General features: G+C 39.4%; 22 protein-coding genes. 4 read left to right on the top strand and 18 right to left on the bottom strand.

The genetic code is table 11. The annotated features are described in order from the left end of the window. Nucleotides 1-136 precede the first annotated feature (136 nt). The 7 genes from secA to IL356_RS16495 form a co-directional block, all read right to left on the bottom strand. A complete protein-coding gene (gene secA / locus IL356_RS16525; RefSeq protein ID WP_121849683.1) occupies nt 137-3,499 on the bottom strand; it encodes a preprotein translocase subunit SecA in 3,363 nt (1,120 codons plus the stop codon). Nucleotides 3,500-3,795: 296 nt separating this feature from the next. Further along, nucleotides 3,796-4,020, bottom strand: coding sequence for a DUF2795 domain-containing protein (locus tag IL356_RS16520; protein WP_013994285.1), 225 nt, complete (start codon nt 4,018-4,020; stop codon nt 3,796-3,798). A gap of 191 nt (nt 4,021-4,211) precedes the next feature. Then, the gene (locus IL356_RS16515; RefSeq protein WP_121849682.1) at nt 4,212-4,772 is read right to left on the bottom strand and encodes a cob(I)yrinic acid a,c-diamide adenosyltransferase; all 561 of its coding nucleotides are present in this window, start codon (nt 4,770-4,772) and stop codon (nt 4,212-4,214) included. A gap of 56 nt (nt 4,773-4,828) precedes the next feature. Further along, entirely contained in the window at nt 4,829-4,984 is a 156-nt protein-coding gene (locus IL356_RS16510) for a hypothetical protein (protein WP_162987922.1), read from the bottom strand. A gap of 29 nt (nt 4,985-5,013) precedes the next feature. After that, nucleotides 5,014-5,520, bottom strand: a complete 507-nt coding sequence (locus IL356_RS16505; RefSeq protein WP_121849681.1) for a hypothetical protein — start codon at nt 5,518-5,520, stop codon at nt 5,014-5,016. Between the two features lie 18 nt (nt 5,521-5,538). Then, nucleotides 5,539-7,419, bottom strand: a complete 1,881-nt coding sequence (locus IL356_RS16500; RefSeq protein ID WP_121849680.1) for an ABC-F family ATP-binding cassette domain-containing protein — start codon at nt 7,417-7,419, stop codon at nt 5,539-5,541. A gap of 1 nt (nt 7,420) precedes the next feature. Then, a complete protein-coding gene (locus IL356_RS16495; RefSeq protein WP_225621534.1) occupies nt 7,421-8,626 on the bottom strand; it encodes a lipoprotein N-acyltransferase Lnb domain-containing protein in 1,206 nt (401 codons plus the stop codon). 72 nt (nt 8,627-8,698) lie between these two features. Between IL356_RS16495 and IL356_RS16490 the strand changes: the two genes are divergently transcribed. Beyond that, nucleotides 8,699-9,463 carry a CDP-alcohol phosphatidyltransferase family protein gene (locus tag IL356_RS16490; protein ID WP_121849679.1) on the top strand — a complete coding sequence of 255 codons (765 nt, stop codon included), beginning with the start codon at nt 8,699-8,701 and terminating at the stop codon, nt 9,461-9,463. Here the strand turns inward: IL356_RS16490 and lptB are convergent. From lptB to IL356_RS16475, 3 genes are all read right to left on the bottom strand, one after another. Continuing rightward, the gene (lptB, locus tag IL356_RS16485; RefSeq protein WP_121849678.1) at nt 9,460-10,200 is read right to left on the bottom strand and encodes an LPS export ABC transporter ATP-binding protein; all 741 of its coding nucleotides are present in this window, start codon (nt 10,198-10,200) and stop codon (nt 9,460-9,462) included. The genes IL356_RS16490 and lptB overlap by 4 nt on opposite strands. 82 nt (nt 10,201-10,282) lie before the next feature. Beyond that, nucleotides 10,283-11,137, bottom strand: a complete 855-nt coding sequence (tatC, locus tag IL356_RS16480; protein ID WP_121849677.1) for a twin-arginine translocase subunit TatC — start codon at nt 11,135-11,137, stop codon at nt 10,283-10,285. Beyond that, complete coding sequence (locus IL356_RS16475) at nt 11,137-12,102, bottom strand: KpsF/GutQ family sugar-phosphate isomerase (protein WP_225621533.1); 966 nt, start codon at nt 12,100-12,102, stop codon at nt 11,137-11,139. The genes tatC and IL356_RS16475 overlap by 1 nt, the downstream gene beginning before the upstream one ends. A gap of 254 nt (nt 12,103-12,356) precedes the next feature. Between IL356_RS16475 and recQ the strand changes: the two genes are divergently transcribed. After that, entirely contained in the window at nt 12,357-14,567 is a 2,211-nt protein-coding gene (recQ, locus tag IL356_RS16470) for a DNA helicase RecQ (RefSeq protein ID WP_121849676.1), read from the top strand. Between the two features lie 214 nt (nt 14,568-14,781). Here the strand turns inward: recQ and IL356_RS16465 are convergent, their stop codons facing one another. The 8 genes from IL356_RS16465 to IL356_RS16430 all read right to left on the bottom strand — a co-directional run bounded on the left by IL356_RS16465 (nt 14,782) and on the right by IL356_RS16430 (nt 20,990). Then, nucleotides 14,782-15,828: a S66 peptidase family protein gene (locus IL356_RS16465; protein ID WP_121849675.1), complete on the bottom strand. Its 1,047-nt coding sequence runs from the start codon at nt 15,826-15,828 to the stop codon at nt 14,782-14,784. Nucleotides 15,829-15,908: 80 nt separating this feature from the next. After that, nucleotides 15,909-17,240 carry a carboxypeptidase-like regulatory domain-containing protein gene (locus IL356_RS16460; RefSeq protein ID WP_121849674.1) on the bottom strand — a complete coding sequence of 444 codons (1,332 nt, stop codon included), beginning with the start codon at nt 17,238-17,240 and terminating at the stop codon, nt 15,909-15,911. Between the two features lie 122 nt (nt 17,241-17,362). Continuing rightward, nucleotides 17,363-18,094: a 23S rRNA pseudouridine(2604) synthase RluF gene (gene rluF / locus IL356_RS16455; protein WP_121849673.1), complete on the bottom strand. Its 732-nt coding sequence runs from the start codon at nt 18,092-18,094 to the stop codon at nt 17,363-17,365. A 131-nt stretch (nt 18,095-18,225) separates the two neighbouring features. After that, entirely contained in the window at nt 18,226-18,594 is a 369-nt protein-coding gene (locus IL356_RS16450; protein ID WP_121849672.1) for a VOC family protein, read from the bottom strand. 2 nt (nt 18,595-18,596) lie between these two features. Then, nucleotides 18,597-19,112, bottom strand: coding sequence for an SRPBCC family protein (locus IL356_RS16445; protein ID WP_121849671.1), 516 nt, complete (start codon nt 19,110-19,112; stop codon nt 18,597-18,599). A gap of 37 nt (nt 19,113-19,149) precedes the next feature. After that, nucleotides 19,150-20,283 carry a serine hydrolase gene (locus tag IL356_RS16440; RefSeq protein WP_121849670.1) on the bottom strand — a complete coding sequence of 378 codons (1,134 nt, stop codon included), beginning with the start codon at nt 20,281-20,283 and terminating at the stop codon, nt 19,150-19,152. A 5-nt stretch (nt 20,284-20,288) separates the two neighbouring features. Next, on the bottom strand, nt 20,289-20,528 hold the full coding sequence (locus tag IL356_RS16435) for a hypothetical protein (protein WP_121849669.1): 240 nt from the start codon (nt 20,526-20,528) through the stop codon (nt 20,289-20,291). A gap of 9 nt (nt 20,529-20,537) precedes the next feature. Then, nucleotides 20,538-20,990, bottom strand: coding sequence for an SRPBCC family protein (locus IL356_RS16430; RefSeq protein ID WP_121849668.1), 453 nt, complete (start codon nt 20,988-20,990; stop codon nt 20,538-20,540). Nucleotides 20,991-21,154: 164 nt separating this feature from the next. Between IL356_RS16430 and IL356_RS16425 the strand changes: the two genes are divergently transcribed. Together IL356_RS16425 and IL356_RS16420 are read left to right on the top strand one after the other, a co-directional pair. Continuing rightward, the gene (locus tag IL356_RS16425; RefSeq protein ID WP_121849667.1) at nt 21,155-22,045 is read left to right on the top strand and encodes a peptidyl-prolyl cis-trans isomerase; all 891 of its coding nucleotides are present in this window, start codon (nt 21,155-21,157) and stop codon (nt 22,043-22,045) included. Further along, nucleotides 22,038-23,483, top strand: a complete 1,446-nt coding sequence (locus IL356_RS16420) for a peptidylprolyl isomerase (protein WP_121850755.1) — start codon at nt 22,038-22,040, stop codon at nt 23,481-23,483. The genes IL356_RS16425 and IL356_RS16420 overlap by 8 nt, the downstream gene beginning before the upstream one ends.

Raw genomic sequence — 23,483 nt, 5'->3', positions numbered from 1 at the left:
TTTTGATGTAGTTGAAGTCTTGTTAAAAGATACTTCAAATTTTAGAATTTGTACAATTCATGACGATTATTGACAAAAAAGAACGGCAACCTTTACATTAAAGGTTGCCGTTCTGCCACAAAGAAGGTTCTGGCTTCTATTCTTCGGTCAGTACCCATTCACCTTTTTCGATGAGCGGTTCTGCCTGTTTGTATTTTACGGTTTTACTTTCACCTGACATTACATTTTTTATGGTAACCCGATCGTTGCGGCCTATTTTAGGGCGTTCTCTAGTGATAGTTTCCGTTATCTGTGGTCTTTGACCTTGTGTTTGACCTGCGGCCCGGTTTCGCGCAGCCAGTTCATCACTATTAGGAATTTCTTCTTTACTGGTCTGAAGGTTTTCTTTTGGCTTACGTACATTACGTGCTTCCTGAATTTCATTAGGGTTGCCACTTGGCAATTCTCCTTTGAAAAGGAAAGAAACCACTTCTCTGTTCACCTTATCGATCATCCCTTTAAAAAGTTCAAAAGCCTCGAACTTATAGATCAAAAGAGGGTCTTTTTGCTCATGAACGGCCAATTGTACTGATTGCTTGAGCTCATCCATCTTACGCAAATGAGTTTTCCATGAATCATCGATAATGGCAAGGGTAATATTCTTTTCAAAATCGTTGATCAATTGCTTTCCATTTGATTCGTAGGCACCTTGAAGGTCCGTTACCACATTCAATGTTTTGATTCCGTCAGTAAACGGAACAACGATTCGCTCAAACTTATTCGAGTTGTCTTCGTATACTTTTTTGATTACCGGGAAAGCTGTGGAAGCATTTCGCTCCATCTTTTCTAGGTAATGCTGATAGGCAGAATCGTAGACTTTCAAAGCAATGTCTTGAACTCCTATTTTATTGAATTCCTCCTCTGTTATAGGAGAGGTAATCGAAAAGTATTTGATAAGCTCAAACTCAAAATTCTTATAATCACCTGCCGCCTTATTTGTTTCGGTAATGGTTTCGCATGTATCGAACACCATGTTCGCAATATCAACTTTTAATCGCTCACCTTGAAGGGCATGACGCCTTCTTTTATAAACAACTTCACGTTGGGCGTTCATCACATCATCATATTCTAGAAGACGCTTACGTACTCCAAAATTGTTTTCCTCGACTTTCTTTTGCGCTCTTTCAATTGATTTGGTCATCATTGAGTGCTGAATGACCTCACCTTCTTCTAGGCCCATCTTATCCATCATTTTGGCAACCCTATCAGAACCGAACAAGCGCATAAGGTTATCTTCTAAAGAAACGTAGAACTGAGACATTCCTGGATCACCCTGTCTACCGGAACGACCACGAAGCTGTCTGTCTACACGTCTAGAATCATGTCTCTCGGTACCGATGATTGCCAAACCACCTGCTTTTTTAACACTGTCGGTCAATTTAATATCGGTACCACGACCCGCCATGTTGGTGGCGATGGTAACAACACCTGATTTACCGGCTTCTGCCACTACATCGGCTTCTTTTTTATGCAGTTTCGCGTTCAGAACATTGTGGTTGACCTTTCTAATGGTCAACATTCTAGACAACAATTCTGATATTTCAACGGAAGTAGTACCTATCAGAATCGGTCTACCAGCTTCAGAAAGCTTGGTAACCTCTTCGATAATGGCATTATATTTTTCCCTTTTTGTTTTGTAAATAAGGTCGTTTCTATCTTCACGGGCAATGGGGCGGTTGGTCGGAATTTCCATTACGTCCAACTTGTATATTTCCCAGAACTCACCAGCTTCGGTAACTGCCGTACCGGTCATACCTGCCAGTTTCTTGTACATTCTAAAGTAGTTCTGCAAAGTAACGGTAGCAAATGTCTGGGTAAGAGCTTCGATCTTTACATTCTCTTTTGCCTCGATTGCCTGGTGTAGACCATCTGAGTAACGTCTACCGTCCATAATACGGCCGGTTTGCTCATCAACGATCATTACTTTATTATCCATAACCACATACTCTACATCCTTTTCAAAAAGGGTATAGGCCTTCAATAACTGGGTCATGGTATGAATGCGTTCACTCTTAACGCCAAATTCTTTAAAAAGCTCTTCTTTAAGCTCTGCTTCTTTTTCGACTTCTAGATCTTGGCTTTCTATTTTGGCAATTTCGGCTCCTATATCGGGCATTACGAAGAAATCACGGTCTTGGGCCCCAGAAATGTAATCGACCCCTTTATCGGTCAATTCAATTTGATTGTTCTTTTCATCGATTACGAATAAAAGATCTTCATCAACCTTCGGCATTTCACGGTTGTTGTCTTGCATATAAAAACTCTCTGTTTTCTGCAATAACTGTTTGATGCCTTCTTCACTTAAAAACTTAATAAGTGCTTTGTTTTTTGGAAGTCCGCGATAGACCCTTAACAATAAGAACCCGCCTTCTTTGGTATCTCCGGATGCAATCAACTTTTTGGCTTCTGCCAAAACGCCTGTTAAGTGTTGGCGTTGTTTGTTGACTATATCGCTTACTTTAGGTCTAAGTTCATTGAATTCGTGTCTATCGCCTTCAGGAACAGGCCCGGAAATAATCAACGGTGTTCTGGCGTCATCGATCAACACTGAGTCTACCTCATCAACAATGGCAAAATGGTGTGGCCTTTGTACCAAATCTTTAGGGGTATGGGCCATATTATCACGTAGGTAGTCAAAACCGAATTCGTTGTTGGTACCATAAGTAATATCTGCATTGTAGGCAGCCCTTCTGCCTGCTGAATTAGGTCTGTGGTGGTCGATACAATCTACCGAGAGACCATGAAATTCAAAAATGGGGGCCATCCAGGCACTATCCCTTTTTGCCAGATAATCGTTTACGGTTACCAAATGCGAACCATGACCGGCCAATGCGTTTAAGTAGAGGGGTAGGGTAGCTACCAACGTTTTACCTTCCCCTGTTTGCATTTCGGCAATCTTTCCTTGGTGAAGTGCAATACCGCCTATGAGCTGTACATCGTAGTGAACCATGTCCCAAGTTACTTCTTTACCTGCCGCATCCCAAGAATTGTTCCAAATGGCCTTGTCGTCATCTAGCGTAACATAACTTTTGGTACCCGATAAGTGTCTGTCAAATTCTGAAGCGGTAACCGTTAAGGTAGAATTGTTGGCAAAACGTTTTGCGGTTTCTTTGACTACGGCAAAGGCTACAGGTAAGATGTCGTTGAGCGTTTTTTCGGTAATAGTGTAGGCTTCTTCTTTTAGTTTATCGATTTCTGAATATAGCTCTTCGTTCTTATCGATATCTTCTGAAACCTTTACCTCTTCTTCAAGAGCATTTATTTTTGCGGTTATCTCGCTAATGTCTTCTGCGATCTTCAACTTAAAGGTATTGGTCTTGTCTCTAAGTTCATCAAGACTGATACCCTCCAGTTCTTTTTCAAAAGATTTTATTTTATCAAGTATAGGTTGTAGTTCTTTAACGTCTTTCTTCGACTTATCACCTACGAATATTTTCAGTACCGAATTTAAAATGCTCATTTTATTCTTTTTATGATGAAATACTAATGGAGCCACCCATTGGTAATATATCTTTTCATTTGTGCTCTAAGGTTCTCAAAAGCTATTCCACTAATGGGATAATGGAGAAATCAGTAGTTCGACTGCCAAAATTACAGAGAACTTGCAACCTTATATGCCATGTGGGGCGAATTTAACAAATTGTGACCTAAGAAATTCTTTTATTTTGAAGGATTATTGCGCCATTCGAAAAGGAAAGTCAACAACCAAAAAAAGCCCCTAAACGGAGCTTTTTATATTAGTTTCTTGGAAAGGGATTAATACTCATCCTCGTTCCAGAGATAGTCTTCTTCAGTAGGATAATCAGGCCAGATCTCTTCGATAGATTCGTAAATTTCACCGCCTTCCTCTTCCATGGACTGCAAGTTTTCGACGACCTCTAAAGGCGCACCGGTACGGATCGAGTAATCAATCAACTCATCTTTGGTGGCCGGCCATGGTGCATCGCTCAAATAAGATGCTAGTTCTAATGTCCAGTACATTGTAATAAATCGGTTTTAAAATTTTTGCAAAAATAAATTTTCTGAATTCATAGCCAAGTAAAATGACCATTTTGTCAGCAATATTTTTGATTTAATAGTTTGATAACGAAGAAATAATCAAATTATTAGAAAATAACAAATTATTCAAGGCTTAATCTCAAAGTTTCCCATGAATGAATAAATATTCTTTTTTAGGGAATCCATTTTACTTCTTCTGCTTTCAATTGTTGCGACAATTTTCGTGCCAGTACAAATAAATAGTCGCTCAACCGATTCAAAAATGACAGAACTAAATTATTTAATGGTTCTTTTTCGTGAAGTAGAGTGCACATTCTTTCTGCCCTTCTGCAAACCGTTCGGGCTATGTGACAGTATGACACAGAAGTATGACCCCCTGGAAGTATAAAATGGGTCATGGGCGACAGCGTTTCGTTCATTTGGTCGATTTCGCTTTCCAGTAAGTCAAGAATACTATCGTTCAACTCAGGAATAGACATTCGATTTACTTTTTTTGAAGACTCTTTTTCTGGGTCTACGGCAAGTAATGAGCCTACCACAAATAGCTCATTTTGAATTTTGACCAACACCTCTTTAAATTCTTTGCTTGCCTCTTGGTCTCTAATGAGGCCCAACCACGAATTTAGCTCATCAATGGTACCATAGCTCTCTATGCGCACATGATGTTTTTTTACCCTAGTGCCCCCAATCAAGGCAGTAGTGCCCCTGTCGCCGGTCTTTGTGTAAATTTTCATAAGCTTTTATTGATTGAACGCGAATCGAAAGAGTGAAGGGTTGTTATGGAGTGCTTTTACTGTTCGGTATCTTCTGTTTTTTCCTTTCGTTTGTAACCTTCCATGAATTTACGTGACTTTCTCTTTTTACCCTGTCTTTTATTGGTCATTGATATGAGCAAATAGACCACCGCAACGATACCAAGTATGTAATAAATAGTATTATTTCCCATTTTACTGAAATAGGTCTAAAATTAACGGATTAAATTCGAATCTTAAAATGCTCCTCAACTTGTTCCTTTCTGAAAAATACCGTTCCGCAATAGAACATATCAACTGTAACGGTGACCTCAGATAGTTCTTTTAAACGGTTCCATAGTTCAATGGCTTCCATATTTGAGTAAATATCGTTGATCAAAATTATCGAATGATGATTCAAAGAGCCCAGCTTTTCGGAAAAAAGCTCATCAAAGCTTCTCTGGGTCAACGTATCTACATAGATCAATTCAGGATTTAAATCCCCAATACTAATATTCGGAAAATGTTTTTTTACGGATGAAGAGGTCAAAGAATTAGCTCGGTAAATATTCAGACGATTGACTTTGAAATAATCTAAATTTTTAAGAAGAACGTTTAAAGTCTTGTTACTGCCATAACTCTTTTTGGAATACAGGCACTGTGTAACGTAGGCAAATACAAAAGGAGAATGCACCCCATGTTGATTGGTCGAGCGGGCTATGAATCTGATATATTTTAAAAACTTGAACAAAAATATTCCGGACTTATATTATTCTTCGAGTAGGGCAGAGAGTTCGAACCACCGTTCTGTCTTTTCCTCAATTGTATCGATTACCTCTTGCAGCTTGATGCTAAGTTGGTCAATCTCATCTCCTGACAGGCTAGGGTCGGTAAATTGATTTTGAACCTCAACTTTTTCTTTTTCAAGTTTTTCTATCTCTTTCTCGAGGTTCTTGAACTCCTTTTGTTCAAGATAAGAAAGGCCTGTTTTATTGGTCTTAGGCTGATTTTCAGAATTATTTTTAGCTTCCTTATTGGCTAAAGCTTTTTCTTGACGCTCTTCTATGATTTTACTGTCTTCATAAGCCCTGAAATCGGAGTAATTACCGGGAAAGTCTTCAACGATAGCGTCGCCTCTAAAGACAAATAAATGGTCGACTATCTTATCCATAAAATAACGATCGTGCGATACCACTATCAAACAACCCGGAAAATCTAATAAGAAGCTCTCCAAAACGTTCAAGGTGACAATATCGAGATCGTTGGTCGGCTCATCAAGAATTAGAAAATTGGGGTTCTGTATCAAAACCGTACAGAGGTACAAACGCTTACGCTCACCGCCACTCAGTTTTTCAACAAAATCATATTGTTTTTTCCGGTCAAAAAGAAAACGCTCGAGTAATTGCTGCGCTGAGATTTGGCGTCCTTTTTTTAAGGGTATGTAGTCACCAAAATCTCGAATTACGTCTATTACTTTCTGGCCTTCTTTTACATGAATGCCCTTTTGTGTGTAATAGCCGAATTTTATAGTATCGCCGATAACAACTTTACCGGCATCAGGTTCGTCGGTACCTGTAATAATATTGAGAAAGGTCGATTTTCCGGTTCCGTTTTTCCCGATAATACCAACTCGTTCGCCCTTCTTAAATGTGTAATTGAATTGATCTAAAATGGGTTTTTCGGGATAGGACTTCGAAATTTTATGAATCTCAAGGATTTTACTCCCCATACGCTCCATATTGATTTCGAGCTGTATTTCATGGTCTTTTCTTCTCTGTCCGGCCTTTTCTTTAATCACCTTAAAATCGTCAATTCTAGATTTTGATTTGGTGGTTCGGGCTTTCGGCTGCCTTCTCATCCACTCCAGTTCTTTTTTGAAAAGACGTTGTGACTTATGTTGCTCTACCGCTACCTGTTCAATTCGGGCTTCTTTTTTTTCTAAGTAATAAGAATAGTTGCCTTTATAAGAAAATAATTGCTGGTCATCTAATTCTAGTATCTCATTACAAACACGCTCTAAAAAATAACGATCGTGCGTAACCATGAACAGGCTCATGTTTTCTTTGGCAAAATATTCTTCTAACCATTCAATCATTTCAAGGTCAAGATGGTTGGTCGGCTCATCAAGAACCAATAGGTCAGGTTTGTTGATTAGGGCATTGGCCAACGCCAAGCGTTTCTTTTGGCCACCGGACAGTAAACCTACTTTAGCATCCAATCTTTCAAGTTTTAACTTAAAGAGTATTTGCTTATAAAGGGTTTCAAAGTCCCACGCGTTAAAGCGCTCCATTGCTTCAAAAGCTGCTTGGTATTTTTCTGCCTCTTCGGGGTTTTCCAATGCCTTTTCATAGGCATGTATTACCTGAAGAATTTCATTGTCAGATGCGAAAATTGTTTCCTCGACAGTCAATTTGGGGTCGAGATTAGGCTCCTGGTCAAGAAAACTGACCCTGATGCCTTTTCTGAAGTTTACTTGACCGCTATCGGGGGTGTCGCTACCCGACATAATGTTTAGAATCGAGGTCTTCCCCGTTCCATTTTTGGCAATCAATGCAATCTTTTGGCCCTTGTTAATGCCAAAAGACAAGTCGGTGAACAAAACCCGTTCGCCGTACGATTTTGATATGTTTTCTACCGTTAAGAGGTTCATGCTAAGCTAACAAAGGTTTTTTATAAGACCAGAACAAAAATAGGTATCGAGCTGCCAAGGCCAACCATACCAACATAAGTAAGGGCGAAAATATTTGTAGACCGACCAACCATATGAACATACTCGCAACAATCAATCCCAACGAGAAAAGAGCATATTTGGCTACCCAATTAGGCCCTCTCTTTCTGGCGACTACAAAAGCAACAAATAAGTGTGCCGGAAAAGCCCAGATAATGTTAAAGTTGCCCGCGGTTTGGGTGTGGTCGGTAAAGAACCAAAGAAAGATGACACCAAGGCCTATGATTCCGGGTATAAAAAATAAAATGAAATCTAGCCAGCGTCTGCGGGTATTGTATTTAAAGTCGATGAAAGTGAGCAGTAAAACAGCGATTAAAAAGATGGTCAGCCAAAAGCCTGGTGAGAGCAAAAAGATGGATGAGCTATCTGTTTTTTGAGGCTCAAAAAGGCTTTCCGGTCCGGAGGTAAAAACCTCATTGTCAAGGGTCGAAACCTCTAATTGCTTCATAGTATAATAGGGCAAGAACATGTGTTCGTAGGGTGTTGCCGTATCATCTATCACCGAACCCAAAGCTAAATCAATGCCAAAGCCTAACCAACTATTAACGGGTACATTGTGCCTGATCAGTTGGCGATGGGTGAACTGTTCGTTTAAATAATCGTCTTTGAATGCAAGTTTTTCACCGTACGATTGTTTTAGAACATCCCAAATCTTTGTCGAACAATTATTAAAGAAAAAATCATACTTATAGTCTCTATTCTGGGGCAGGTAGTTCGTTTCCAAGAGGTTGAAGAGCTCTTGTTTTTCTGGCAAGCCTATTTTCAAGATTTGCTCTTTTACCCAGCGGTTCTCTTCTTCGTAGCTCAGTAAAAAGTACGGAAAACTCTGCCGAGTCAAGGTATAATCAAGTTTGCCGCGGGCAAATTTTAGGGTAAAGTTAGGGGTGGTAAAATCAAACGTACCATAATTATAAACTACATCAATACCCTGAGAACTGTCTTTAATTCGAATGGCGCTGTGGCCAAATTTGGAATAAATCTCATCTCCGGCACCACAGGTAATGATGCTAATTTGGGCTTGAGGAGTCAGTTCTACTTTTTGGCAATACGCAGAAAAGCTAATAACCGATAAAAATAGGAAGAGTACTTTTTTCAATGGCTTTCTGATTACAGCTATTATTTTGGGCAAATATCCGAATAAATTATGGTCTGACCTGATTGAAGTGAAATTGTATTATTTTTACGCAAATCCTTCGACTTTATGAAAAAATACATTCCCAATCTTATCACTCTTTTAAACGTTTTTTGTGGATGTATCGCTGCTGTTTTTGCTGTTTTGAATGAACTCGAAATGGCCGCGATTTTCGTTTTTTTGGGGATATTTTTTGATTTTTTTGATGGTTTGGCCGCAAGATTACTCAAGGTTCAAAGCGAATTGGGAGTGCAGTTGGATTCTTTGGCCGACATGATTACGAGCGGCTTGGTTCCGGGCATTGTCATGTTTCAGCTTTTGGGAATGTCAATGACAGGTGGTTGGAATGCCGGCACTTTGTTGGAAGCAGACCCGTCTAACCATTCTTTTAAGGCAATTCTTCACCCCTTACCATTACTGGGGTTCATAATTACATTGGCTTCAGCCTATCGTCTCGCCAAGTTCAATATTGATGAAAATCAGGTTTCTTCGTTTATCGGGTTGCCTACACCTGCCAACACCCTTTTGATTCTTTCATTACCCTTGATACTTTACAACCATAACAATGAAGTTCTCAGCTCGATAATTCTAAATCAATGGTTTTTAATAGGACTCACTATTTTGAGTGCCTACCTTTTAAATTCGAAAATTGAGTTGTTTGCCTTGAAATTTAAAAATTGGAGTTTTAAAGATAATGGGCTGCGCTATATATTCATTGCCATTAGCTTGGTGTTGCTAGTTACCTTAGAATTTTTGGCAGTACCTTTTATAATTGCATTTTATATCATCACCTCGGTGGTAACGACTTTAAGAGATAAAACGAAGAAGGCTTAGAAGTCAAGCTTCTTTTTGCGAAGTTCAAAGTTTTGACCCAGGTACACTTTTCTGACCATTTCATCGGCAGCAAGATCTTCTGGCACACCGGATTTTAAAATTCCACCTTCGAACATCAGATATGAACGCTCGGTAATGGCCAGCGTTTCTTGAACGTTGTGGTCGGTTATGAGAATTCCGATGTTTTTGTTCTTGAGCTGAGCAACGATTCTTTGAATGTCTTCTACCGCTACAGGGTCTACACCGGCAAATGGCTCATCTAACAAAATAAATTTGGGATCCGTAGCCAAGGCACGAGCGATTTCGGTTCTTCTTCTTTCACCACCTGAAAGCAAATCGCCCCTGTTTTTACGAATATGGCCCAAACCGAACTCTTCGATGAGCGATTCCATTTTCATCAATTGCTCTTTCTTGCTCAATTTGGTCAGCTGTAGAACACTCAGAATATTTTTTTCGATGCTCAGTTTTCTAAAGACCGAAGCTTCTTGTGCCAGATAACCGATGCCATTTTGTGCCCTTTTGTACATAGGGTACTTGGTAATATCGGTGCCATCAAGGTAGATGTTTCCACCATTAGGTTTTACCAGGCCCACAATCATGTAGAACGAGGTAGTCTTACCTGCGCCGTTAGGCCCTAAGAGACCAATGATTTCCCCTTGATTTACTTCAAGCGATATGCCCTTGACCACTTTACGGCCCCGGTAGGATTTCATTATGTTTTCAGCACGCAGTTTCATCTTTGTAATTCTTTTTCAAAATAAAAGCCTCCTTTTTCTCTCTATCCCAAAGAAACAGGAAACTTTTAATTCTTGATAGGGTTTACATTTTCTTTAACCCTTTTTTCTTAAGTCTTTCTTCGTTCTTGGCCTCTTTTTTCAGAACGTATCCTGAAATGTAAATACTTATTTGATAGAGTATCAATACCGGTACGGCTACAATTATTTGGCTCGCTACATCCGGCGGCGTTATTACAGCTGACAAGATTAGAACTATTACCAAGGCAATTTTACGGTACTTCTTCATGATTTCAGGGGTAATTAGACCCACTTTGGTCAAAAAGAAAATAATAATCGGTAATTCGAATAAGATACCGCATGCAATTACTGCAGAGCGTACAGTGCCAATATAACTATCGATGTCGAATTCATTAAGTATATCGGGGCTTACTTGATAGGTTCCTAAGAAGTTGATTGATAGTGGTGCGACTACATAGTAACCAAAAAGAACGCCCATGAAAAAGAGAAGCGAGGCAACAAAAATAAATCCTCTTGAGTGTTTCCGTTCTTTTTCATACAATCCTGGACTGATGAATTTCCACAACTCATAAAGAATATAAGGGAAGCCAATTATGAATCCTGCCCAAATAGAGGTCCAAATATGCATCGAAAATTGAGCTGACATTTGCCTACTCTGTATTGAAAAGGGCAATTTATCGGCACAAAAGGCAGAGTCAAAACCCAAAGAGGTAGCGATGTCGCAAAACAACTTATAAGTGGGAAAATTCATTTTTGAAGGGCCGAAAATGACCGTGTCAAAAATGAAGCTTTTCATTAAGAAAGCGACACTGCCAATAATGACCACAGCTATGGTAGATCTTATGAGATGCCACCTTAATTCTTCTAGGTGGTCTAAAAACGACATTTCGTCGGGGGTCTTCGTATTTTGTTTAGCCATTATAGTATGCCTTCTTTTATCAAATTGTGCAAATGTACAACACCGACGTATTTATTACCATCTACAGCCAATAATTGTGAAATACCATTCTTTTGAATGATTTTAGTGGCTTCTACGGCCAGCACTTTAGATGATATGGTCTTTGGGTTGCTGGTCATGATATCTTTGGCAATAAGGCCGCTAATGTTATCATACTTATTCAACATTCGCCTGATATCGCCGTCGGTAATGATGCCGACCAAATTACCGTTTTCTGTAACGGCAGTGGCTCCCAACATCTTTTGCGAAATTTCTACAATAACCTCTTTGACACCTGCACTTATATCAACTTCCGGTCTTTGGTTGTTTAGAACGATCTCTTCGACTTTTAGGTACAATCTTTTTCCCAAGGCACCTCCGGGATGGTATTTGGCGAAGTCTTTACTGGTAAAACCTTTTATTTTCAATAGCGAAATGGCCAAAGCATCGCCAACGACCATCTGTGCAGTAGTACTGGTAGTCGGTGCGAGGTTGTTGGGGCATGCCTCTTTTTCCACATAGGTATTGAGCCTATGGTCCGCTTCTAAAGCGAGGTACGACTCTAAATTTCCCGTCATGGCGATCAATTTGTTATTGCCTCTTTTAATTAACGGTACCAATAATTTTATTTCGGCGGTATTGCCGCTGTTGGAAATACAGATAACCACATCGTTTTCCTGAATGGTGCCAAGGTCACCGTGAATGGCATCGGCAGCATGCATAAATATGGCTGGGGTTCCAGTGCTGTTTAGGGTCGCAACAATCTTAGAGGCAATGATGGCACTTTTGCCAACACCGGTTACGACTACTCTTCCATGACAATTTAAGATGCAATCGACCGTATCGGAGAACTCTGAGTCTAAAAGAGTGGCCAAGTTCAATATGGCGGCACCCTCCATTTCAATAGTTTTTTTTGCAATCGAAAGAGAAACTTTTGTATCGCTCAAATTATGGTCAATGTTAGAAGGTTGTTAACTTTGCGCGCCATTTGACGCATAAAAGTGCACTTTTCCTAAAACTATCCAAAAACACAGGAGTTTAGAAAAGATTGTTTTATATTTAAGATTACAAAATTACAAAACTAAGTAGAGGGTAATCCATTTTGCCCGGTAAATTATTTGGATCAAACCTTAATTCCCCCATTCAAGAAAAATGAATTCTCAAAAATTGTTTTTCAACCCACAATATTTTATAAAATTATATGGCTAGCGACAGACCCGTCATTAACGATAGTGAACTGCACTCGGCATTAAAGAAGTATTTTGGCTTCTCTGAGTTCAAGGGACTGCAAAAAGACGTGGTCAATAGTATTTTGCAAGGCGATAATACTTTTGCCATTATGCCCACAGGAGGCGGAAAGTCCCTTTGTTATCAACTTCCTGCATTGATGCAAGAAGGCACGGCTATAGTGGTCTCACCACTGATTGCCCTAATGAAGAATCAGGTAGACGCCATTCGAGGTATTTCAGACCAGAACGGTATTGCCCACGTATTAAATTCTTCATTGACAAAAACAGAGGTCAAACAGGTAAAGCAAGATATAGTTGAAGGTGTTACCAAATTACTTTATGTAGCGCCCGAATCACTTACAAAAGAAGACTACGTCGAATTTCTGCAAAGCGTAAAGCTGTCTTTTATTGCGGTAGATGAGGCCCATTGTATATCGGAATGGGGCCACGATTTTAGACCGGAATATAGAAATCTGAGAACCATAGTAAATAGGCTTGATGACAGTATTCCTGTTATTGCGCTTACTGCTACCGCTACGCCTAAAGTTCAAGAAGATATCATTAAAAACCTTGGTATAACAGGGGCCAGGTCATTTAAGGCTTCCTTTAACAGGGCCAACCTTTTTTATGAGGTTCGGCCTAAAACTGCCAATGTTGATTCAGACATTATCCGTTTTGTGAAAAAAAACGAGGGTAAGTCTGGCATTATCTACTGTCTTAGTAGAAAAAGGGTTGAGGAATTGGCTCAGGTACTTCAGGTGAACGGTGTCAGTGCGGTACCTTATCATGCCGGTTTCGATGCCAAAACCCGTTCGAAATATCAAGACATGTTCTTGATGGAGGATGTTGATGTAGTGGTGGCAACGATTGCCTTCGGAATGGGAATTGACAAACCCGATGTTCGGTTTGTAATACATCATGATATTCCTAAAAGTATAGAAAGCTATTACCAAGAAACAGGGCGCGCAGGCCGCGATGGTGGCGAAGGCCACTGCTTGGCATTTTATGCTTATAAAGACATAGAGAAACTAGAGAAATTTATGTCTAATAAGCCGGTAGCAGAGCAAGAAATTGGTAATGCACTTTTGCAAGAAGTAGTTGCCTATGCCGAGACTTCCATGTCAAGAAGAAAATTCATGCTCCATTATTTTGGGGAAGAATTTGATGAGGTGAATGGTGACGGGGCGGATATGGATGACAACTCCCGCAACCCCAAAGAAAAGGTAGAGGCAAAAGAGGATGTGACCAAAGTTCTCGAGGTTATTCAAGGAACTAACGAGAAGTTCAAGAGCAAAGAGGTGGTCAAGACACTGACCGGAAAGGTAAACGCCTTGATATCATCCCATAAAACCGATGAGAAGTCGGTATTCGGTATCGGTTCCGATAAGGGAAAAGAGCATTGGATGGCCTTGATCCGACAAATGATTGTTGCGGGACTGATCAAAAAAGAAATTGAACAATACGGTATTCTACATGTGACCGATAAGGGCAAAGGATTTTTAAATGCTCCTGAATCGTTCATGATGACCAAAGATCATACATATAGTTCGGAAGAGAGTGATTCGATTGTAGGCGTGGCGAAAGGGGCCGTGGCAGATGATAAGTTGATCAAACAATTGCGAGACCTTAGAAAGTTGCAAGCCAAGAAGCTAGGTGTGCCTCCTTTTGTGGTGTTTCAAGACCCATCTTTAGAAGATATGGCGATGAAGTATCCTGTAAGCCTAAAAGAGCTTAACAACATAAATGGGGTAGGAGAGGGTAAAGCCAAAAAGTACGGAAAGCCATTTGTCGATTTTATAGCTGCCTATGTTGAGGAAAATGATATCGTACGACCAGATGACCTCGTGGTTAAAAGTACGGGGGCAAATTCTGCGCTTAAATTGTACATCATTCAAAATGTAGACCGAAAATTGCCGCTGAACGATATCGCTGATGCAAAAGGGCTGGAAATTCCCGAACTCATTAAAGAAATGGAACAAATAGTCTACAGTGGTACCAAGCTGAATATCGATTATTGGATAGATGAGATTTTGGATGAAGACCAGCAAGAAGAGATTCATGATTATTTTCTAGAGGCTGAAACCGATAATCTTGAGGAAGCAATGAAAGAGTTTGATGGAGACTATGAAGATGAAGAGCTCAGGCTATACCGGCTTAAGTTTATTAGCGAAGTAGCCAATTAGGTGCTTTGCTGCAAGAAACAAGAAAGAGCCCCGATATTCGGGGCTTTTTATATTTGGAATTCCATCGATTCAATCTCCATTTCTATTCATATGAATTTTGAAAGAAAGGGTTGAATTTATCAGCTTTAAATTACTACTTCTTGAGATATCTGAAATAAGGTCAGAGCCTAGCTGAGATTCAATCCGTCTAGGACTTCAATAGCGCACACAAGTTTTAATCGACTGCTTTTTCCAACAGTTGAAGTGTCATTTGGTTGGCATTAAGTTGTGCTTTTATGCCAATAGGAAATATAAAGTTGTTCTCCACATGGCCAAAACTCATACCGTAAACCGCAGGAATACCCAAGGGTTTGATTCTATCGAGAATTACTTCTTTTAAAGAAAATGAGAGCGGATTGGTCGACTCGTTGCAACCCGCACAAACACCAAAAGCAATACCCGAGGCATTTTTAAACGTTTTACCTTCAATTAATTGGGTGAGCATCCTATCGATGCGATAAGGGGCTTCTTCAACATCTTCAATACAAACGATAGCATTTGTGAAATCTAGTTCATGTGGGGTGCCTATCAAAGCATTGATGAGGGTTAGACTGCCTCCAACTATTTTTCCATGGGCAGTTCCAGATGTAATTGTGTAGCGTTCGTATTCAGGGTCAATTTTCTTCTTGGCATCAAGATCAACATTTTCGATTAGTAGTTTGTTCTTTGCCTTCATAACAACATTTTTTAAATACTCTATGCTATAAGAGTCATCTAATGTGCTACCTACGGGTCCGTGAAAAGTAATCAACCCTGTTTCCTTATAAATACCATTCAATAAGGCTGTAACATCACTGAAACCGATGAGAACCTTCGGATTGTTCTTTATATTATTATAATCGATTTTTGACATAATTCGAGTGCACCCGTAGCCGCCTCTGGCACATAATATGGCATCGATTTTGTCATTGGCGAACATCTCGTTTAAATCTTTGGCCCGTTCTTCATCGGTGTTGCTGAAATAGCCATGATTGCCTACAATTCTAGAAGTATGATAAGGTTTGAGTCCTATTTTCTCCAAGGTTTTTATCGCATTTTCCAAGACTTCCGGCTTAACCGCATAGCCCGGTGCGATAAGACCAATGGTGTCACCTTTTTTTATTCTTTTAGGAAGAATTTTAAAATCGTTATCAGCAATTGCTTCTGAAAATAGTTTCTGTGGAAAGAGTAAAGTACTAGAGGCCGCAGCGGCGGCTCCCATAAATTTTCTTCTATCAATCATTATCAGCTTTTTATTGGGATAGGAAGTTACACAGAATAAAAAAATCGGCCTAAGCCGATTTTAAAATTTGTTAATGAGTTTTAGGGTATGGATGCCCCACCGCTAGAATTGGCCCTTCTAAGTTGTCGTTGAATTTTTTTAATGGCCGATTCAATTGATTTTTCGGGTTCTATAATGTTATACTCGCCCCAAAAATCAGGGTCGGCAAAACCAATGGCTTCATCGCTCAGAATAATGGAGGTTTTAATTCGGTCTTTCAATTTAGGATAATCGGCCGCCATATTCTTTTTCCAGTCGGTAACTGCCATTTCGCAGGTCATAGTGTATACTGAATTGAACAAGCGCCGATCCCAATCAACTTTAAATTCTAAAAGCACGTTGCTATACCCATAGTACCATCGTCCGTTCTTTTCGCGGTAATCGACCCGATAGGCAACTTCATTGGGCCAAACCCTTGCGTTCGCCGGTTTTCGCCTTACAAATAACCTTGAGGCAGTTTCTTTATCAGTAATGTTCAAACTATATATAGCACTTGTGAGTATCTTATTCTCGGCGTCTATGTACAATTTGCCTTTATATAGCGGGTCGGCTATATAGGGTTTTTGTGAAAAATCGATCACATAAATCAAACGGTCATTGACCCGGGTCGATCTGTCGAACCTAAAATCGTAATAGCCGATAGATTCGTTAGAAAAAATATACTCGGGATATTTCATAATGTCTACAAAAAGCGCATTAAAAGGCCCCCCTTGTAACTTCAGGGCAATGGTGTCTAGCTTATCATAGTCGGTACTTTTTCTGGCCTTATATAGTTTTACCCCATCTTGTTTTAAAGAGGTATAAGGCGTTTTATAAATATTTACGACCGCTTCGGAAAGCGAAACATTTTTTCTTCTTTTCTTAATGGTTTCCCGATAGAACGCGGTCATTAAAGTTGGGTCATCAAAATAGTTTTCCCCTTTTTTCTTTAAGGTCTCCCGCACCAAGGCTTCGGCGTCCTTCGGCACACTTACATTGATCTCTGAAAGTTCGGTAATCGAAATATCCATTGTAATTCGGTTGTTGCCATCTTTCAATTGCGCTAAAGGAATTGTCTTTGTCTTATACCCTAAAAATGCCACGATAATATTTGCATTGGCCATTTCTTCCGGCACTTTTAGAGAGAACTCGCCTTCGGTGTTGGTAATAGTGCTGATATTGGTGTTTTCGACCATTAGAGAAGCAAAAACCAAAGGTTTTCTGTTATCGGAGTCAACTACCTCTCCTTTGAAAAGAACATAATCGGCCTCTTCTTGAATATCGTCTTGAAAAAAGGCCGAGCTTTTTTCAGACCCTATGACCAGAGCAAAAAGTAAAATAAAAAATACCGTTACTCTGGATTTTTTTGAGTTGATTGAGAATTGCGGTAACATGTTGAATGAATTATGAGTGTTGAGTCTACTCTAAGTTACTAATTTTTAACCATGTAGGATGTTAAAAATTGCTTTTTCCGCAAGGTTGTTGAGTATGGGGCCACCCTCTAGTATTGAAGGTGTTAGTCGTGGGTTTTGGCAGAAGAAGAGACTAGCTTGTTTATTTCTTTGAGTTCGGTAGCGGTAAGGTCTCTCCATTTTCCGACTGGAACGTCTAATTTTACGTTCATAATGCGAATGCGCTTTAGCCGAGTAACCCTATAATCTAAATACTCGCACATGCGCCGTATTTGGCGGTTAAGGCCTTGGGTCAAAATAATTTTGAATTCGAAATTGCTGATCTGTTCCACTTTACATTTTCTTGTAACGGTATCAAGAATTGGGACGCCATTACTCATCTTATTTAGAAAGTCTTTTGTTATAGGTCGATTAACGGTAACTAAATATTCTTTCTCGTGATGATTTCTGGCACGCAAAATTTTATTCACGATATCTCCATCGTTGGTCAAAAAAATGAGTCCCTCACTTGGCTTGTCCAACCTACCGATGGGAAAAATTCTTTTAGGATAATTGATGAAATCGATGATGTTGTCTTTTTCGACACGCGTATCGGTAGTGCAAACGATGCCTATAGGCTTGTTAAAAGCAAGGTAGACCGGTTTCTCTTCGGGTTCGTTTATCAATTTTCCATCAACCCGCACATCGTCACCTTCACTTATTTTCGTTCCCATTTCAGGCACTTTTCCGTTAATGGTAACCCTGCCTTGCTCAATAAGTTTATCGGCCGCTCTTCTTGAGCAATAACCGACCTCGCTAAGGTATTTGTTGATGCGTGTCTGTTTTGGTTCTTGCACTACTGATTTTTTAAGGGTACAAAGTTATGGCTTTCCGAACAAAGAACTAATCGATCAGTAGCAAGACTAATGGGGTAATTAAGTACTCAAGATTTATGAGGTTGCGATGCGAAGTCTTTATGTAAGGCGCTTTATTTTTTTAATTCACAAAAGTGCCATAGAACGCCTGAGGGGTCGTGCAAGAAAATTTCCCGTCCGTAATCGAAATTCTTGATCTTGGTAAATTTGACCGTACTAAATCGACTTCTTAAGTTTTTGGACCTTAGATAGTCATAATAGGCATCTAAATCTTCCATTTCCAAAAGAACCATTGAATTGTCTATCCAATCTTTCACATAATAATCTTGCAGATAGAAAGAAAGATGGTCGTTGACAATAAATAAGCTCATTTTGTCACTTATAACTCTCTCCTCAAAGTCAAGAGATTGATAAAAGAGCCTAGATTCTTCAAAATTGTGGGCCCCGATAAACGTTCTTATACTTTTTACCTTATCGTACATTTTTACATATTTACGAAAATGTGACCTGCAAGTGGTTCATTGGTAAGGTCGTTCTCGGTTTCATTTAAAAGAATGCCGTGTTCTACATAGGCCTTTAGATTGGCCATCCAGAAAGTCCATCCGTTGCTACAGCCATTGTAAATGTTCATTTTACTTTTCTCATCTGTCGGAATATCATATTGATTTAAGGTGAGTAGAATAAAAGAATTCACTTCCTTAAGTTTGATGGATACTTTACAACTTCCCGCGAATGAAAATTCAAGATGGTCGACACCATTGGCAAATAAAATTTGACCTTTCTCTTGACCGTTCCAATTATGCCATTCCCAAACATAGTTGTCGCCCTCTTGAACAGGCTCGTCCATCTTTCTGATTTCGCCTTCTTTTGTTGCATATTGAGCGCTACTTAGAAACCAAGTGCAAATACCTTCTTTAGTTGCCCAGCACCAATAAAGCTTTTTCAAAGAGCTTTTCAGGTAGATTTTTTTGGTAAACGATTCAAAAGTCAAATTGCCCATAGTTGCCAAGGTTTTGAGTTTTACAGTAAAATCGAATTTATTTTTTCCGGCTTAGTTCAAGTTGGTATAGCTGTCTGCCCAACTCTGCCAAAAAAGGAATGCCTACCTCTTCGTATTCATAATCATTGTCATTAAAAATACCATTTTTATTGACCAAAATGGTAGCGGTAATCAAGAAATCAACTTGGTTATTCAAATCTTTTATATAGGCGCAATCGGTCAAAGTACCGTAAGCAAAACCTACTTTATTGTAGATTTCAATGTGATCCGGAATATTTTCTTTCGTATCTCCGTACATAAAGAATTTGCAATAACCATCGTAGTAGGTTTTTGGATCGTAACCCACCTTTCTTGGTACCGTGTGCATTGCTTTCAGTAAAGCAGAGCTTTGTTCTTCCGAAAGATGAAATTGTTCCGACGTTTCGAACACATCAGGAAAAATTACCCGTTTTAAGACCTCATGTTGGGTACTGATAGGATAATAATTCTTGAAACTGAAATCATAAGGTTCTTCAATGAGATTTTCCTCATCGTAGTATCCATTACCCTTTTTTATTTTATCTAAATTCAATTGCTCAGGTGCTGTATTGATAGTAGATGGCAGTTGGGTCGTGGTACTGTCGTTCTCATAGATGACCAGTGGTTTTGTAGCCAGATCTTCTGAATGGTACCCCAAGCGATGGGCGATTCGAACAGGAGCAATTTTTTTGGCCTTTAGGGTAGAATTGATGTAATCTTGGCCCATGAATTCAACCAAACGGTTGTTGGCGTCGTTATCGCTCACAGCAAAAATTTCGGAAATCGTTTTTAAAAAAGTAGTTTCTACCGAGTCTCCTTCTATATAAAAACGAGTGTTCATCTGAATCGAATTCAATTCGTTCAGTTTTTCCAAAGCCAGAACGGCAATCGGAAACTTTACCGTACTGGCGGGGTAAAAATATTGATTGTCGTTAACCTGAAAGTCATAATCTTTAAAGGTTACACCTTGTTCAGTTCTATTGATTTGGGTGTATCTTATTTGTACTTCAAATTGTTCCAGACTGTCAATGACCCTTTTGATTTCAGGTTGTTCTGAACTGAGAACATGCAACAAGGGATCTTCAATCGTTTTGGTCGGTTTGCATGTCAGAAACACAACACTGATGATAAAGATAAGGCTTCTAATGTTCATAGGCCTTATTCTTCATAGATTTCACCACGATGAGGCCGAAGGGCATCGCGTATGGCTTTCATTTCGTTCTCTGTCACCACCATGTAGGCAATACTATGCATTTCATTTAATTGCTGGTGACCTGTAATATCAAGTTCTGTTTTTTCAACTGCGATAAATTCTTTTAAGTGGATTACGTGATGTTCTGCCGTTTTTTCTGCTGCCGGCCCTCTAAAATCCCAAATCATTTTTATTTTCCTCTCCATCTCTCTATTTTATTTTGATACCGAAATTCTGTCTTCGGCAAAGGCCTTGAAGTCTTTCATGTATTTAAGTGTTTGCTTTTTAAAAGCGCCTGGCATTAAGAAGCCCATGGTCTTCATCATGAGTCCCGAAAATTGAAATTCGGTTTCGCAGATCCACTGTGTGCTATGCCCATCAATATCCTGAAAATAATTTTTTTGAATGTTATGCACATTTTTGGCATCGTAAGTGGCGTGAAATTCAAAAGGGAAATTATTTTTTAAAATAGTTTCGATCAAGACCATTTCCCTGTTTTTCATTTTATAGGTCAGTTCCATTTTCGCCCCTTCGCTTCCCGGTTTTCCTGATAGAAATTCGAACGAAAGAAGGCCTTCCTGCCAATGCTTCATGTTATCTGCATTATCCATTTTTGTAATGAAAACTTGGCGAGGTACATTTACCCTAATTTCTGTCGTATATTTCATTGTGAATATTTGTATCGTAAGTATTCAGGTCTGGCTTTGGAATTGAATATCTCATTGTTGAACAATGCAAGCCTAAAGTAATGAATAAAATAGGCGGTCGCCAAAAATCTGTTAAGTAATAGGTTAGGCTTTGCACGCCATTTCGGTTTTTTTATTTTTGCAGGATGAAATTTTTACAACTCTTCAAAAAAGTAAGGGTGAAAAGAGGCTTTCCATTACTTTTAATGATGGTGGCCGTGGGTTGTGGTTCCTTTTTCAAGAAAGAGGAGCCCGAGTATATTGCTCGGGTAGGCGAAAACTATTTGTACAAAGAAGAGGTATCTAAACTTTTGGCACAAGGTATTTCGAAAGAAGACAGTGCTTCGTTCGTTACGAATTATATCAATAATTGGGCTTCAAAACAATTGCTGTTAGATAAGGCCAAAATCAACCTTCCGGAAGACAAACTATCGGAGTATGATGCTTTGGTAGCAAACTATCGTACCGACCTTTATACAAGGGCGTATAAAGAAGCATTGGTTCGTCAAGGAAGCGATTCTATCATTAGTAATTCGCAATTGGAACAGTTCTATGAAGCTGAGAAAGAGAATTTTAAGCTAAAAGAAAAGGTAGTTCAATTGCGATTTGTAGAGCTTCCCAAACAATTTTTGAACAAAGATGAAGTTATTGATAGACTAAAGAGCTTTAAACCAGAAGATAAGGTTTATTTAGACAGTATAGGGGTACAGTTTAGAAAACTGAACTTTAATGACTCACTTTGGGTCAGTGCTGCCAGGGTTATAGGTGAAATACCTCCATTAACATTTGAAGATGCCGATAAACATCTAAAAAAATCACAATTTTTCGAGTTAGAGGATGAGAAGGGGGTATATTTGGCTAAAATCGTCGATGTAAAAGAGGTGAACGAAATTGCACCTTTGTCTTATATAGAACCTCAAATAGAACAAGTTCTTCTAAGCCGTAGAAAGCTCGACTTTCTTCGTAAACTGGAGACTGAAATATTGGATGAGGCCATTAAAAAAAATGAATTTGAAATCTATACAGATGATGAATAAAGTATTAGGATTATTTTCTTTGATGTCAGTAATCGCCATTACGGGCTTTGCACAAGAGACGGTTACAGAGCAAGATGCGCAAGATGAAGCATTAGTAACTACAGAAACTGAAGCACCCGTCGTAACTAAAGATACCGTAAGAAACTTCAAGAAGGTAAAACTTGATGGTATTGCCGCCGTAGTCGGTGATTATGTAATTCTTGATTCCGATATCGAAAAGACATTGATCGATTTAAAAAGCCAAGGCGCCTCAACGGCAGATATTACCCGCTGCGGACTTTTAGGAAAACTGATGGAAGACCGTCTGTATGCTCACCAAGCGGTTCAAGACAGTCTTTTGGTATCCGATGATGAGGTGGCAGCGACTACCGAGCGTCAGATACAGGGGTTCGTACAGCAGATCGGTTCGATGGAAAAATTGCTGAAATTCTATAAGAAGGAAGATGAGGCTAGCCTTCGTGAAGACATTAACAAGATCAACAAGTTGAGAATGCTTTCTGAAAAAATGCAGGGAAGCATTGTTGAAGGTGTAGAGATTACGCCGGAAGAAGTTCGTCAGTTCTATAATAAGATTCCGAAAGAAGAGCGACCTGTTTTTGGTGCAGAAATGGAAATCGCACAAATTGTAAAATCTCCTGAACCATCAGAAAAAGAAAAGCAAAATGTTGTAGATAAACTCAATGCCATCAAGGCAGATGTAGAAGACAATGATGCTAGTTTTAGCGTGAAGGCCATTCTTTACTCACAAGACCCAGGCTCTAAGTCTAAAGGTGGTTTTTATAGTATTACAAAAGAAACCGGTTTTGATAAGACCTTTAAAGATGTTGCTTTTAGCCTTAAGGAAGGTGAGATTTCAGAACCTTTTGAGACCCAATTTGGATATCATATTATTTATATTGAGAAAATAAGAGGCCAGGAATTGGATTTGAGGCATATTTTAATGCAGCCTGAAATCTCCCAAAAGGCCCTGGATGATGCGAAATCGGAACTTGACACCATTAGAAAGCATATTTCAGAAGGTAAGTACACCTTCGCCCAGGCGGCTTTGAATTTTTCAGATGAGAAGGAAACTAAATTTGATGGTGGGCTGTTAAGAAACCCTACCACTTTCGATAGCCGTTTTGAGCTTACCAAAATGGATCCGACCCTTTACAATCAAGTAAGAAATCTTAAAGATGATGAGGTTTCTAATCCTATCTTGGAGCAAGACCCAAGGGGAGGAGGTCCGAAATACAAAATTCTTAAGGTGACCAATAGGTTCGATGAGCACGAAGCAGATTTTGCGAAAGACTACCTGAAGATCCAGCAATTGGCGAAGACAGAAAAGCAATACAACGAGATTAAAAAGTGGATGGACGAGCACATCGAAGAAACCTATATCAGTGTTAATGAATCTAACCACGATTGCGATTTTGCCAATAACTGGGTAAAACAGTAA

Origin of the sequence: Euzebyella marina (assembly GCF_014855515.1) — a bacterium.
Taxonomy (GTDB): domain Bacteria; phylum Bacteroidota; class Bacteroidia; order Flavobacteriales; family Flavobacteriaceae; genus Euzebyella; species Euzebyella marina.
The sequence above is the reverse complement of the archived record's forward strand: the minus strand, read 5'-3'. Positions and strand labels throughout refer to the sequence as shown.

Coding starts and splice junctions, on each gene's coding strand:
- secA (WP_121849683.1), bottom strand. CDS start 3,499: ATGAGCATTTTAAATTCGGTACTGAAAATATTCGTAGGTGATAAGTCG.
- IL356_RS16500 (WP_121849680.1), bottom strand. CDS start 7,419: ATGAACCTCTTAACGGTAGAAAACATATCAAAATCGTACGGCGAACGG.
- IL356_RS16420 (WP_121850755.1), top strand. CDS start 22,038: ATGAATAAAGTATTAGGATTATTTTCTTTGATGTCAGTAATCGCCATT.
- IL356_RS16515 (WP_121849682.1), bottom strand. CDS start 4,772: ATGAAAATTTACACAAAGACCGGCGACAGGGGCACTACTGCCTTGATT.
- tatC (WP_121849677.1), bottom strand. CDS start 11,137: ATGGCTAAACAAAATACGAAGACCCCCGACGAAATGTCGTTTTTAGAC.
- IL356_RS16490 (WP_121849679.1), top strand. CDS start 8,699: ATGAAAAAATACATTCCCAATCTTATCACTCTTTTAAACGTTTTTTGT.
- IL356_RS16520 (WP_013994285.1), bottom strand. CDS start 4,020: ATGTACTGGACATTAGAACTAGCATCTTATTTGAGCGATGCACCATGG.
- IL356_RS16445 (WP_121849671.1), bottom strand. CDS start 19,112: ATGGGCAATTTGACTTTTGAATCGTTTACCAAAAAAATCTACCTGAAA.
- IL356_RS16450 (WP_121849672.1), bottom strand. CDS start 18,594: ATGTACGATAAGGTAAAAAGTATAAGAACGTTTATCGGGGCCCACAAT.
- IL356_RS16435 (WP_121849669.1), bottom strand. CDS start 20,528: ATGGAGAGGAAAATAAAAATGATTTGGGATTTTAGAGGGCCGGCAGCA.
- IL356_RS16510 (WP_162987922.1), bottom strand. CDS start 4,984: ATGGGAAATAATACTATTTATTACATACTTGGTATCGTTGCGGTGGTC.
- IL356_RS16430 (WP_121849668.1), bottom strand. CDS start 20,990: ATGAAATATACGACAGAAATTAGGGTAAATGTACCTCGCCAAGTTTTC.
- lptB (WP_121849678.1), bottom strand. CDS start 10,200: ATGAAACTGCGTGCTGAAAACATAATGAAATCCTACCGGGGCCGTAAA.
- recQ (WP_121849676.1), top strand. CDS start 12,357: ATGGCTAGCGACAGACCCGTCATTAACGATAGTGAACTGCACTCGGCA.
- IL356_RS16440 (WP_121849670.1), bottom strand. CDS start 20,283: ATGAACATTAGAAGCCTTATCTTTATCATCAGTGTTGTGTTTCTGACA.
- IL356_RS16460 (WP_121849674.1), bottom strand. CDS start 17,240: ATGTTACCGCAATTCTCAATCAACTCAAAAAAATCCAGAGTAACGGTA.
- IL356_RS16425 (WP_121849667.1), top strand. CDS start 21,155: ATGAAATTTTTACAACTCTTCAAAAAAGTAAGGGTGAAAAGAGGCTTT.
- IL356_RS16465 (WP_121849675.1), bottom strand. CDS start 15,828: ATGATTGATAGAAGAAAATTTATGGGAGCCGCCGCTGCGGCCTCTAGT.